Genomic DNA, 13149 nt, shown 5'->3' with positions numbered 1-13149 from the left:
CCGGTGGGGTGGGGGGTCACCGTGCGGCGGCGGCCCGGAACTCGGTGGCCGCGTCGAGCAGCCGGTCGGCGAGATGACCGGCGAACGACGGGCGGACGTGCAGCAGGTAGTCGTCGGCGTCGCCGAGTGCCACCAGCACCACACCGGTCTGCGCGACGACGGTCTGCGCGCAGCGGCCGGCCGGGAACTCGGCCGGATGCAGGTCGAGTGCGCAGACGAGGGCGAGCAGCTCGCGGACCAGCGGCCCGCGCAGCCGCAGCACGATCCGCTGCCCGGACACGTCCACGGCCGATCCGCCGTACTCGGCGAGCCCGGAGCGCAGCACCTGCTCGGTCGCGGCGGCGCGGTCGTGCCTGCTGGTGACGAGCCACTCGTCCGGGCCGAGCCAGACGATCTCGCCGTCACCGGTGGTCGTCCAGGTGTTCGGCCGGGTCGGGAGCGGCGCGCCGAGCAGCGCGGACGCGACGGCCGCGGCACGCGATGCCGGGTCCAGCCGCACGGTGGTGGCCGTCCCGGTCTCCTCGATCCCGATCGTCAGGTCGCCGCCGGTGTCCCGGGCGAGCGCGTCGAACTCCGGCGCCCGTCCGGCGAGCGGGTGGGTGCGGGCCAGGGTCTCAGCCGTCACGACGGGTTCCTTCCGGGTCGACGAGCACGGATCCGGTGATCTCGACGGGGACCAGCGCGCCCCGGTACGGGACGCCCACGACGTCGCCGATCCGGTCCCGGCCGCCCTGCACCAGTGCCAGCGCGAACGGCCGGGCCAGCTCGGCGCTGTGGTAGCTGGAGGTGACGTGCCCGAGCATCGGGACCGGGGGCGGCGGCAGGGCGCCGTCCGCGGCGAACTCGACGATCTGCGAGCCCTCCGGCAGCCGGGTGGACGCGTCGGTCGGGAGCAGGCCGACCAGCTGCTTGCGCAGCGGATCGAGGTTCTCGGCCCGGGTGAAGGACCGCTTCCCGATGAAGTCCTGCTTCTTCTTCGACACCACCCAGCTCATCCCGAGATCGTGCGGGGACACGGTGCCGTCGGTGTCCTGGCCGATGATCGGGTAGCCCTTCTCGGCGCGCAGCACGTGCATCGTCTCGGTGCCGTACGGGGCGAGCCCGCGGCTCGCGCCGGCGGCGATCAGCCGCTCCCACACGGCGAGGCCGTAACGGGAGTCGACGTTGACCTCGTAGGCGAGCTCCCCGGAGAACGAGATCCGGGCGAGCCGGACCGGCACACCGTCGAGCGTGGTGTCCTGCCAGGTCATGAACCCGAACGCGTCGGAGGAGACGTCGAGATCGGCGAAGACCTCCCCGATCAGCTCCCGCGAGCGCGGGCCGACGACCGGGAACACCGACCAGTGCTCGGTGACCGAGGCGAGGTGCACCCGCAGCTGCGGCCACTCGGTCTGCAGCCAGTCCTCCAGGGTCTCCAGCACCGCCGCGGCACCCCCGGTGGTGGTGGTGAGCAGGTAGCGCTGCTCGTCGATCCGCAGCACGGTGCCGTCGTCGACGACCATGCCGTCGTTGCCGCACATGACGCCGTAGCGCACCCGGCCGACCTTCAGCGTGCTCATCAGGTTCGTGTAGACGCGGTCCAGGAACTCCCCGGCGTCCGGCCCCTGCACGTCGATCTTGCCGAGGGTGGAGCCGTCCATGATGCCGACGTCGCGGCGCACCGCCGCGCACTCGCGCAGCACCGCGGTGTCCATGTCCTCGCCGGGGTGCGGGTAGTGGCGCGCGCGCTTCCACTGACCGACGTCCTCGAAGACCGCACCGCGGGCGACGTGCCACGGGTGCACCGCGGTGGTGCGGACCGGATCGAACAGCGCGCCGCGCTCCCTCCCGGCCAGCGCGGCGAAGGCGACCGGGACGAAGGGCGGCCGGAACGTCGTGGTGCCCAGCTCCCCGGCCGCGCGGCCGAGCAGCTCGGCGGTGATCCCCGCGGCGATCATCCCGGAGGTCCGGCCCTGGTCGTGCGCGGTGCCGATGGTGGTGTAGCGCTTCACGTGCTCGACCGACCGCATCCCGGCGCCGACGGCCCGCTCGATGTCGGCAACGGTCGCGTCCCTGGCGATGTCGACGAACTGCCGGGACGACTCCCCCGGCGTGCGCCACCGCACCGCGGTGGGCGTGCGGGCCGGCTCCGGGGGGACGTTCGGCGCGTCGCCGCCCGCCCCCTCGGCCAGGCATCCGGCCAGGTCGAGCGTGCCGTTCGCGGCGCCGACGACCTCGGTGCCGGCGAGCGCGGCCGCCGGCCGGAACGCCCCCAGCGCGGGGTCGTAGCGCAGCTCACCGCGGACGTGGCTGAACAGGTGCGCGGCCGGCGTCCAGCCGCCGGAGACCAGCAGCAGATCGCACGGAACGGTCCCGGCGGTGTCGGTGTGTGCGGCGGACACGGTGCCGTCGGCGGCCGCGTCGGTGCCCACCACCAGGGTCGCCGGCCGGACCGTCACCCCGGCCTCCCGGCAGGCCGCGGCCCGCTCGGCGGGGACGGTGTCGCGGGCGTCGAGCAGGGTGACCGCGGCACCGGCGACGGCCAGATCGGCGGCCGCGTCGTAGGCGGCGTCGTCGGTGGTGAACACGACGACCTCACGGCCGGCCAGGACGCCGTAGCGGTGCAGGTGGTCGCGGGCCGCGGCGGCGGGCATGATGCCCGGCCGGTCGTTGTCGGCGAACACCACCGGGCGCTCGATCGCGCCGGCCGCGACGACGACCCGGCCGGCCCGGATCCGGTGCACCCGCTGCCGGGACCGGCCCGCCGGGTTGCCGGGGCGCCGCTGCAGGGCGAGCACGAAACCGTCGTCGTAGTGACCGAAGGCGGTGGTGCGCTGCAGGTGCGTCACCTCCGGGTGCTCGGCCAGCTCGGCGACCACGCCGGCGACGAAGCGCAACGCGGCGCGGCCGTCGATCCGCTCGGTCGGGATCAGGCTGCCGCCCGCCTCGGGCCGGTCGTCGACCAGCACGACCCGGTCGCCGCGCCGCGCCGCGGTGCGGGCGGCGAGCAGCCCGGCCGGGCCGGCGCCGATCACCAGGGTGTCGCAGTGCGCGTACCGGTGGTCGTACCGCGCGGTGTCGGCGACGGCGGCCAGCCGGCCCCGGCCGTGCACGCCGGTGGCGACCAGGCCGTCATGCAGCTCGACCGTCGAGGCCTGCAGCATCGGCTCCGGGAACGGCTCCTCGATCTGCACGAGGCCGGTCGGGTCCTCGGTCCAGGCCCCGCCGATCCCGCGCGGGCGGCCGAGCCGGATGCTGCTGCCGACCGTCCGGACACCGTTGGCCAGCAGCGCCGACGCGAGGGTGTCCCCCGGGTGACCGGTGTAGCCGGTGCCGTCGAAGGTGAAGCTGACGGTCCGGGTGCGGTCGACCCGCCCGTACCCCTGGACCCGGCTCATCGGGTGGCCTCCGGGATCTGCGGCTGGTCCTCACCGATCCGGTGCACGGAGAGGAACTGGTGGGTGCGGGTGTCGCGGATCGCGATGAACCAGCGGCGGCAGCCGGCGCTGTGCACCCAGCGCTCGGCGAACGGGCCCTTCGGGTTGTCCCGGAAGAACACGAAGTGGCCCCACTGCTCGTCGGTCAGCTCCTGCGGGTTGTCCGGATACCGGACGTCGGCCTGGCCGCCGTAGTGGAATTCGAGCTCCTCGCGGGGCCCGCACCACGGACAGGTGATGAGTTGCACGGTGCGCTCCTGGTAGCGGGTGGCGGGGATCGGTACTGCTGCTCCGGGCCTAGTGCGCGACGCCGGCGGCGCCGTGCTCGTCGACGAGCGCGCCGGTGACGAACCGGTCGAGGGCGAAGGGCTCGATCAGCGGGTGCAGCTCACCGGTCGCGATCGTGTGCGCGAGACACCAGCCCAGCCCGGGGGTGACCTTGAACCCGCCGGTCCCCCAACCGGAGTTGACCAGCACGTTCGCGTACGGCGTGCGCCCGACGATCGGCGACGCGTCCGGGGTGACGTCGACGATCCCGGCCCAGCTGCGCAGCAGGTGCGCCCTGGCGAAGATCGGGAACAGCTCGACCGCGGCGGCCATCTGCCGCTCGATGATGTGGAAGGCGCCGCGCTGGCCGTAGCCGTTGTAGGAGTCGACCCCGGCGCCCATCACGAGCTCGCCCTTGTGCGCCTGGGAGACGTACACGTGCACCGCGTTGGACATCACGATCGTCGGGTGCACCGGCTCCAGCAGCTCGGACACCAGCGCCTGCAGCGGATGCGACTGCAGCGGCGTGCGCACGCCGAGCCGGTCGAGCAGGGTCGAGGTGTGCCCGGCCGCGCAGAGCGCGACCTGACCGCAGGCGATGTCGCCACGGGTGGTCCGGATCCCGGTGACCCGCGCTGTACCCTCCGCAGCGCCGTCCTCGACGGACCCCTCGGTGACGAAGTCCAGCACCTCGCAGTCCTGGATCAGATCGACCCCGCCGGCGTCGGCGCGGCGGGCGAATCCCCAGGCGACGTAGTCGTGCTTGGCGATGCCGGCGCGGGGCTGGTAGGTGGCGCCGAGCACCGGATAGCGGATGTCGTCGGAGACGTTCAGGATCGGGCAGATCTTCGCGACGTCGTCCGGGCCGAGGTACTCGGCGTCGATCCCGTTGAGCTTGTTCGCCTCGACCCGGCGCACCGAATCCCGGACGTCCTGCTCGGTGTGCGCGAGGTTCAGCACGCCACGCTGGGAGAACAGGATCGGGTAGCCGAGGTCGTCCTCCAGCCCCTCCCAGAGCTTCAGCGCGTGCTCGTAGATCGCGGCCGAGGCGTCCCACAGGTAGTTGGACCGGATCAGGGTGGTGTTGCGGGCCATGTTCCCGCCGGCCAGCCAGCCCTTCTCCAGCACCGCCACGTTCGTGATCCCGTGGTTGCGGACGAGGTAGTGCGCGGTGGCGAGCCCGTGCCCGCCGCCACCGATGATCACCACGTCGTAGGAGCGCTTCGGCTCCGGGTTGTGCCAGAGGAAGTCGGGGTGCTCGGGCAGATCCGCGCCGGGCGGATCGGCGGCGGTCGCGGTCGTGCTGCTCACGTGCCTCAGAGCTCCGGGTAGAGGGGGTGACGGTCGGCGAGGGCGGTGACCCGGGCGGCGAGCTCGTCGAGCTCGGTCTGCGCCGCGGCCGGGCGCAGCGCGCGGGCGATGACGTCGGCGACCTCGGCGAACGCCTCGGCGCCGAACCCGCGGGCCGCCAGCGCCGGGGTACCGATCCGGACCCCGGAGCTGACCATCGGCGGGCGCGGGTCGAACGGGACGGCGTTGCGGTTGACCGTGATCCCGACCCGGTGCAGCCGGTCCTCGGCCTGCTTGCCGTCGAGCTCGGAGTCGCGCAGGTCGACCAGGACCAGGTGCACGTCGGTGCCCCCGGAGACGACGCCGACACCGGGCTCGCCGAGCAGCCGGGACGCGATCAGCTGTGCGCCCTCCAGCGTGCGCCGGCCCCGCTCGGCGAACGCGGGCTCGGCGGCGAGCTTGAACGCCACCGCCTTCGCCGCGATGACGTGCTCCAGCGGCCCGCCCTGCTGGCCGGGGAACACCGTGGAGTTGAGCTTCTTGGCCAACCCGGCCCTGGCCATGATCACACCGCCGCGCGGGCCGCCGAGGGTCTTGTGCGTGGTGCTGGTGACGACGTCGGCGTAGGGCACCGGTGACGGGTGCAGACCGGCCGCGACCAGCCCGGCGAAGTGCGCCATGTCGACCATCAGGTAGGCGCCGACCTCGTCGGCGATCCGCCGGAACTGCGCGAAGTCGAGGTGCCGCGGGTAGGCCGACCAGCCCGCGATGATCATCTTGGGGCGGCGCTCACGGGCCAGCCGCTCGACCTCCGCCATGTCGATCCGGTGGTCGTCGGCGCGGACGTGATAGGCCGCGACGTCGTAGAGCCGGCCGGAGAAGTTCAGCCGCATGCCGTGCGTCAGGTGCCCCCCGTGGGCGAGATCCAGGCCCAGGATGGTGTCGCCCGGCTCCAGCAGGGCGGCCATCGCCGCGGCGTTGGCCTGCGCCCCGGAGTGCGGCTGGACGTTGGCGAACTCCGCTCCGAACAGGGCGGTGAGCCGGTCGATCGCCAGCTGCTCGATCACGTCGACGTGCTCGCAGCCACCGTAGTAGCGCCGGCCCGGGTAGCCCTCGGCGTACTTGTTGGTCAGCACCGAGCCCTGGGCCTCCAGCACCGCGCGCGGCGCGAAGTTCTCGCTGGCGATCATCTCCAGGGTCCGGCGCTGGCGGCCGAGTTCGGCGGTGACCGCGGCATGCACGTCCGGATCGACCTCGGCCAGCGACCGGTCCAGCGGGCCGGCGGGCGCGTCCGTCCCGGCCCCGCTCCGGTCCACGGCGAACAGAGTCATGGACACCTCCAGATATCTTACCGAGCGGATTGATATATCAACTGTGGTCAGACTGGCACGTCGCATTCCGCATGGTCAAGGGCCCATCGGAGGCGACTGCGAGCGGTCGCCGAGCGGACCCGGACAACGCAACGGCGCGGGCCCCGCAACGGGTCCCGCGCCGCGCCGCGGCCGCCCGCCACGCACGCCGCACCGGATCGTGTCCGGCACCGGCGCGCGCGGCGCCACGCGCTACAGGCGCTTCGCCAGCTCGCGCCGCCACCGGCCGAACGGGCGGGCCCGGTCGATCCCGAGCACACCGACCGGCTCGCCGCCCGGATCCAGGAACAGCACGAGCAGACCGGCGGCCGGATCCTCCGGATCACCCTCCTCCACCCGGAGGGCACCGTCGGCTGCGCGGTGCCCGGCGAACTGGATCCGGTGCCCGTACTGATCGGACCAGAAGTAGGGCACCGCATGATGGGCCGGCAGCGCGTGCGCCGTCCCGAGCAGCGCCGCCGCCGCGACCGCCGGCTGCTGCAACGCATTCGTCCAGTGCTCCAGCCGCAGCCGGTTCCCGGTGTAGTCCCGCAGCGACGCGGCACAGTCGCCGACGGCGACGATCCCGGGCAGCGCGGTCCGCCCGCAGGCGTCGGTGACCACCCCGTCGTCCAGTTCCAGTCCGGAGCCGGCCAGCCACTCCACGTTCGGCAGCGCACCGATGCCGACGACCACGACGTCGGCCGGGAACTCCCGGCCGTCGTCGGTCCGGACACCGGTCACCCGCGGCGATCCGACGATCCCGGCGACACCGGTGCCCGGATGCAGCCGGACGCCGTGCGCGGCGTGCAGCCGCCCACAGGCGACGCCCATCTCGGGTCCGAGCGCCCGTTGCAGCGGGACCGGCGCCGCCTCGACGATGTCGACCTCGAGCCCGAGACCGGCCGCGGTGGAGGCGACCTCGGCGCCGACGAAGCCGGCCCCGACCACCACCAGCCGGCGCCCCGGGACGAGATCGGCGCGCAGCGCCCTGGCGTCGTCGAGGGTGCGCAGCGTGTGCACGCCCTGCGGCTGTTCGCCCGGGAGGGTGCGGGCCCGGGCACCCGTGGCGAGGACGACGGCGTCGGAGGAGAGTCGCTCGCCGTCGTCGAGCGTGACGACCCGGCCCGGGCCGTCGAGCGCGACCGCGGTGCGGCCGAGCCGCCATTGCGCGGCCTGCTCACCGTCGTCCGGCCCGGCCAGCACCACGTCGGTGTCGGACGCGGTACCGGCGAGGAAGTCCTTGGACAGCGGCGGCCGGTCGTACGGGGCGTGCTTCTCATCGCCCACCACGACGATCCGGCCGTCGAAGCCCTGCTCCCGCAGGGCCCGCACGGTGGCGAGCCCGGCCAGCGAGGCGCCGACCACGGTGACGTCTCGCATCAGAGCGCGACCCGGGCCGCCAGGTCGGCCGCCTGCGCGTCGACGGTCACCGACTCGTGGACGAAGACCTGCCCGGCCTCGACCACCACGGCATGGGTCCGGACGGGTGTCTTGGCGGGCGGACCGCTCGGCCGTCCGGTGCGGAGATCGAAGCAGGCCGCGTGCAGCGGGCACTCGACCGCGCAGCCCTCGAGCCAGCCGTCGGACAGGGAGGCGTCCTGATGGGTACACGTGTCGTCGATGGCATAGAGCTCGCCCTCGACGTTGAACACGGCGATCGCCACTGTCCCCTGGACACGAACGGACTCTCCGACCGGGATGTCGGACAGCTCGCCCACGAAGATCATGGTTCCTCCTGTGTTGCGTATCGCGTAACTCGCCATGTCATGCGCAACCGTAGAATGAGGCCGCGAGGGGTGGCCGTCAACGACGAATTTCGGCGCCCACCCGGGCGCCGAACAGGCGAAACACCCTCGTCACACGCTCGGCGCAACCCCGTCACCGGACCGTTCACCCGAATCCCGGCGCAACACGCACACGGCGGGTCACCCACGACCCGCAGCAGTACCCGTGCGGACCACAACGTCCCGCACCGGAGTCGCGGAATCGGCCCACCGGACGCCCGTCGCCGCCGGACCGCCCGGACAGCTGGTCAATCGAATGAAAGATATATCACTGATGGACCAGACGGGCTATGTCTGACACCATCGCGGGCTTGCGACACTGCGCGGCGACGGACGATCCGCGCCGGAGGAACCCATGAGCAACAGCCCGCGGAGACGCCCGCGGACCGGCCTCACCCCCGCCGTCGAGGAGGAGCGCACGGTGCGCCGGGCCGCCACCGCGGCGTCGGTCGGCAACGTGGCCGAGTGGTACGACTTCGGGCTCTTCTCCTACCTGGCCGCGATCGTCCTGAACCGGGTGCTGTTCCCGGACGCCGGCGAGTGGTCCGGGGTGCTGACCCTGGGCACCTTCGCGGCGGCGTTCCTGGTGCGCCCGCTGGGCGGGTTCGTGTTCGGGCCGCTCGGCGACCGGATCGGCCGGACCAGGGTCCTCTCCTTCACCGTGCTGCTGATGACGGTGGCCACCGTCGCACTGGGCCTGGTGCCGAGCTACGACACGATCGGCATCGCCGCACCACTGCTGGTGCTGCTCATCCGGATGCTGCAGGGCTTCTCGGCCGGAGGCGAGTACACCGGCGCGCTCACCCTGGTCGCCGAGTACGCGCCGGATCGCCGGCGCGGCTTCTTCGGGAGCTGGCTGGAGTTCGGCACGATCACCGGCTACGCGCTGGGGGCCGGCGTGTGCGGCACGGTGGTCGCCGTACTGCCCGAGGACGACCTGCTCGCCTGGGGCTGGCGGATCCCCTTCATGCTCGCGCTCCCGCTCGGCATCGCCGGCATCTACCTGCGGATGCGCCTGGAGGACACGCCCGCCTTCCGCCAGCTGATGGAGCGCTCCCCCGCACTGGCCGCGATGCCCTACCGGCGGGCGATGCAGATCCTGGCCACCCGCTACCGGGGCCCGGCGCTGGTGGCCGGCGGCCTGGTCGTCGCCTGGAACGTCACCAACTACGTGCTCACCAACTACATGCCGACCTACCTGACCAGCACCCTGCCCCGGCACGGCGAGGACGGCGCGAGCGGCGCACTGGCCGGAGCGCTGCAGGTCGTGGTGATGCTGTTCGCGCTCTGCGTGATCATCCCGGTCGGACGGCTGAGCGACCGGGTCGGCCGCAAGCCGATCCTCATGACGGGCGCGCTAGCCCTGATCGTGCTCGGCCTGCCCGCCGTGTGGCTGATGCGCGGGGGACCCCTCGGCCAGGCCGTCGGCCTGCTCCTGCTGGGGGCGGTCCTGGTCTGCTTCGCCGCCGTCGCCCCCGCCACGCTGCCCGCGCAGTTCCCGACCATGGTCCGCTACGGCGGCCTGGGCGTGGTGTTCAACCTGTTCGTCTCGTTCTTCGCCGGCACCGCGCCCACCGTGATCGAGACCGCGGTGACCGCCACCGGGAACCTGGACTGGCCCGGCTACTACCTGGTCGGCGCGGGCGTCGTCGGCGTGATCAGCACGCTGTTCCTGAAGGAGACGGCGGGCCGGCCGCTGCCCGGCGCGGCGCCGCTGACCTCCAGCGCGGACCTTCCGCCGCCGCCGCTGTCACCGGACGGGATCCCGATGGAGCAGCCCCGGGACCACGGCTCGCACTGACCCGCGGAACTCCCTCTTGGCACAATTGATATATCAATCTACGATTCTGTGCATGTTCAGTGGCAACCGGCGTCGGGAGCCCTCGTGACCCTCTCCGTCTTCGACATGTTCACGGTCGGCATCGGGCCGTCGAGCTCGCACACCGTCGGGCCGATGCGGGCCGCCCACCTGTTCGTCACCCGGCTGGACGACTCCGCGCTGCTGCCCCGGACCGCGTCGGTACGGGTGGAGCTGTTCGGCTCGCTGGGCGCGACCGGGCACGGGCACGGCAGCGTCGCCGCCGTGGTGCTCGGCCTCGCGGGGCACGAACCGCAGCTCGTCGACCCGGTGCAGGCAGGCCCGCTGGTCGAGGCGGTACGGAGCGAGGGCCGGATCCGGCTCGGCGGCTCCCACGAGATCGCCTTCACGATCGACGACGACGTCGTGCTGCACCGCAGGCGGCGGCTGGACTTCCACTCCAACGGCATGGTGCTGCACGCCTACGACGCGCACGGCGCGGTCCTCGAACGTCGCGAGTACTACTCGGTCGGCGGTGGGTTCGTCCTCGACTCCGACGCGGTCGGTGGGCCCGCGCTGGTCCCGGACACCACCCCGGTCGCCTACCCGTTCACCACCGGCGACGGGCTGCTGGCGCTGACCCGCGCACACGGGCTGTCGATCTCGCAGCTGATGCTGGCCAACGAGCTGTCGTGGCGCACCGAGAGCGAGGTCCGGGCCGGGCTCCTGCACATCTGGTCGGTCATGCGCGAGTGCGTGGAGCGGGGCAGCACCACCGGTGGCACCCTGCCCGGCGGCCTGCGGGTGCGGCGGCGCGCCGCCGCGCTGCGCCGGCATCTGGAGGCGGCGACCGGCGAGCCCGACGCGCTGCACGCCATGGAGTGGGTGACGCTCTACGCGCTGGCGGTGAACGAGGAGAACGCGGCCGGCGGCCGGGTCGTCACCGCGCCGACCAACGGCGCCGCCGGGATCGTGCCCGCCGTGTTGCACTACGCCGCGCGGTTCCTGCCCGGGTTCGACGACGACGCCGTCGTCCGCTTCCTGCTCACCGCCGCCGCGGTCGGTGTGCTGTTCAAGGAGAACGCCTCGATCTCCGGCGCCGAGGTCGGCTGCCAGGGTGAGGTCGGTTCGGCCTGCGCGATGGCGGCGGCCGGGCTCGCCGAGGTCATCGGTGCCAGCCCGGAGCAGGTGGAGAACGCCGCCGAGATCGGCATCGAGCACAATCTCGGCCTCACCTGCGACCCGGTCGGCGGCCTGGTCCAGATCCCGTGCATCGAGCGCAACGCGGTGGCCTCGGTCAAGGCGATCACCGCGGCCCGGATGGCGCGGCACGGCGACGGCATGCACCACGTGTCCCTGGACAAGGCGATCACCACGATGCGCCAGACCGGGGCCGACATGAAGGACAAGTACAAGGAGACCTCCCGCGGCGGTCTCGCGCTCAACGTCGTGGAGTGCTGAGTCGTCCGGATGACCGCCGTGCGCAACGCCCCACCGGGCTCCGACACCCCGACCCCGGACTTCGACATCCCGGTCTCACTCGCCGACCGGGCCTACCTCGCCCTGCGGGACCGGCTGATCATGCTGGACATCCCGCCGCTCTCGCCGATCGACGACGACGAGGTCTCGGCCCGGATCGGCCTGGGCCGCACCCCGGTCCGCGAGGCGCTCACCCGGCTGCGGGCCGAGCGCCTGGTCGTCTCCTACCCCCGGCGCGGGACCTTCGCGACCGCCGTGGACATCTCGGACCTGCGGCACGTGTGCGAGGTCCGCACCGCGCTGGAGCCGCTGGCGGCGCGGCGGGCGGCGACCGTCGCACCGGGCACACGGAAGGCGGAGCTGGCCGCCCTCGCCGAACGGATCCGGCGGCTGGACACCGCGCGGATGGACCGTCGCGAGCTGATGCGGTGGGACGTCGGCGTGCACCGGTCGGTCTACCGTGCCGCGGGCAATCCGTACCTGGAGGCGTCCCTCACGCTGCACGCGAACCTCGCGACCCGGATCCACTGCATGTTCATCGACCGGATGAACCACGTGGCCCGGCACATCGACGAGCACAGCGCGCTGCTGCACGCCATCGCCGACGGCGATCCGGTGCGCGCCGAGCGGATCTCCCTGGAGCACGTGCTCGGCTTCGAGAACGCCGTGCGCGAGGTGCTCTGATCCCGGTCGAGCACGATCCCCGTCTCGGGAGCGCCGGTGCGGGTACCGGCACCCGGCGCTCCCGAAACACGGATCATGGTCGGTCGGTCAGGCCTTGAACCGGAACGGGGCGAGCGCCTCGGCCAGCCGGACCGGGTCGCCGCCCTCGCCGGGGGCGTGGTGGAAGCCCTCCGCCTCGGCGAACCCGATGCAGCGGCGCTCGTCGAACAGCCCGCAGACGTAGCGCACGGTGTCCTCGCCGATGTCCTCGACGCCGACCCGCAGCTGGTAGATGCCCGGGTAGTGGACCTCGTCGAGGTACTGCACGGACAGTGTCGACGGGGACAGCCCGTCCAGCGGCCCGCCCACCGGGTAGCCGAGGACGTCGGCGTGCAGCTCGGCCAGGCCGTCGAGGTACCAGGCGGCCAGCGCGACGTTGTTGACGTGCCGGTTGGTGTCGAGATCGGTGAACCGGACCCGGGCGTCCCAGCGGAACGGGTAGTTCTCCCGCACCAGCCGGGCCTCGCCGCGCTCGGGGCGGCCGGAGGCGGGGACGCCGATCCGCAGCGGCTCCAGCGAGGCGCGGACCTCGTCGGTCAGCGGGGCGGGCCGCTCGCCGTCGGTGTGCACCGAGGTGGACTCGCCGGTCGCGACCAGATCGTCGCCGGCGAACACCGCGTAGCGGTAGGTGAACGAGGTGGTCCCGACCTGGCTGACACCGATCCCGATCCGGTACGAGCCGGCGACGGTCAGCGGGGCCAGCACCTCCACCCGGACCGCGGCGAGCAGCAGCCGCACCCGCGACTGCAGGCGTGCGACGAGATCGGCGCCGAAGGTCTCGCGCTCGACGGCGACCCGGGCGTCCTCGAACCAGCGCACCAGTGCGTCCCGGCCGATCCGGCGGCTCGGGTCGAGATCGGCGTAGCGGGCCTCGTGCTCGATCAGCACCGGGAACGCTGCGGGCTCGACATTGCTCTGTGAGGACAAGGAAGCGGTCACACCCACCATCGTGACGCTGTGTCGCCGCTCACCGACCACCGGCCGTCCGATATCACACGTGGTGCACCGTGCTGTCACGGCGCGTACCGGGTGTCGGGTCC

General features: G+C 73.1%; 11 protein-coding genes. 3 read left to right on the top strand and 8 right to left on the bottom strand.

The window, feature by feature from the left end:
• Positions 1 to 16: 16 nt before the first annotated feature.
• The 7 genes from Pdca_RS07070 to Pdca_RS07040 all read right to left on the bottom strand — a co-directional run bounded on the left by Pdca_RS07070 (position 17) and on the right by Pdca_RS07040 (position 8052).
• Positions 17 to 625 (bottom strand): sarcosine oxidase subunit gamma, encoded by a 609-nt coding sequence (locus tag Pdca_RS07070; protein ID WP_232021447.1) that lies wholly within the window; start codon positions 623 to 625, stop codon positions 17 to 19.
• Positions 615 to 3377: a 2Fe-2S iron-sulfur cluster-binding protein gene (locus Pdca_RS07065; protein ID WP_085914042.1), complete on the bottom strand. Its 2763-nt coding sequence runs from the start codon at positions 3375 to 3377 to the stop codon at positions 615 to 617. Before Pdca_RS07065 ends, Pdca_RS07070 begins: the two co-directional genes overlap by 11 nt.
• Entirely contained in the window at positions 3374 to 3664 is a 291-nt protein-coding gene (locus Pdca_RS07060; RefSeq protein WP_085914041.1) for a sarcosine oxidase subunit delta, read from the bottom strand. The genes Pdca_RS07065 and Pdca_RS07060 overlap by 4 nt, the downstream gene beginning before the upstream one ends.
• Positions 3665 to 3713: 49 nt before the next feature.
• Entirely contained in the window at positions 3714 to 4994 is a 1281-nt protein-coding gene (locus Pdca_RS07055) for a sarcosine oxidase subunit beta family protein (RefSeq protein ID WP_085914040.1), read from the bottom strand.
• Positions 4995 to 4999: 5 nt separating this feature from the next.
• Positions 5000 to 6304, bottom strand: a complete 1305-nt coding sequence (locus Pdca_RS07050) for a serine hydroxymethyltransferase (protein ID WP_085914039.1) — start codon at positions 6302 to 6304, stop codon at positions 5000 to 5002.
• Between the two features lie 231 nt (positions 6305 to 6535).
• Positions 6536 to 7705 (bottom strand): NAD(P)/FAD-dependent oxidoreductase, encoded by a 1170-nt coding sequence (locus tag Pdca_RS07045; protein WP_085914038.1) that lies wholly within the window; start codon positions 7703 to 7705, stop codon positions 6536 to 6538.
• Positions 7705 to 8052 (bottom strand): bifunctional 3-phenylpropionate/cinnamic acid dioxygenase ferredoxin subunit, encoded by a 348-nt coding sequence (locus Pdca_RS07040; RefSeq protein WP_085914037.1) that lies wholly within the window; start codon positions 8050 to 8052, stop codon positions 7705 to 7707. The genes Pdca_RS07045 and Pdca_RS07040 overlap by 1 nt, the downstream gene beginning before the upstream one ends.
• A gap of 412 nt (positions 8053 to 8464) precedes the next feature.
• Between Pdca_RS07040 and Pdca_RS07035 the strand changes: the two genes are divergently transcribed.
• From Pdca_RS07035 to Pdca_RS07025, 3 genes are all read left to right on the top strand, one after another.
• The gene (locus Pdca_RS07035) at positions 8465 to 9910 is read left to right on the top strand and encodes an MFS transporter (protein ID WP_085914036.1); all 1446 of its coding nucleotides are present in this window, start codon (positions 8465 to 8467) and stop codon (positions 9908 to 9910) included.
• A gap of 84 nt (positions 9911 to 9994) precedes the next feature.
• A complete protein-coding gene (locus Pdca_RS07030) occupies positions 9995 to 11368 on the top strand; it encodes an L-serine ammonia-lyase (protein WP_085914035.1) in 1374 nt (457 codons plus the stop codon).
• 9 nt (positions 11369 to 11377) lie between these two features.
• A complete protein-coding gene (locus Pdca_RS07025; RefSeq protein ID WP_085914034.1) occupies positions 11378 to 12070 on the top strand; it encodes a GntR family transcriptional regulator in 693 nt (230 codons plus the stop codon).
• Positions 12071 to 12157: 87 nt separating this feature from the next.
• Here the strand turns inward: Pdca_RS07025 and Pdca_RS07020 are convergent, their stop codons facing one another.
• A complete protein-coding gene (locus Pdca_RS07020) occupies positions 12158 to 13048 on the bottom strand; it encodes a thioesterase family protein (protein WP_125911289.1) in 891 nt (296 codons plus the stop codon).
• Positions 13049 to 13149: the final 101 nt, after the last annotated feature.

Origin of the sequence: Pseudonocardia autotrophica (assembly GCF_003945385.1) — a bacterium.
GTDB lineage: Bacteria > Actinomycetota > Actinomycetes > Mycobacteriales > Pseudonocardiaceae > Pseudonocardia > Pseudonocardia autotrophica.
The sequence above is the reverse complement of the archived record's forward strand: the minus strand, read 5'-3'. Positions and strand labels throughout refer to the sequence as shown.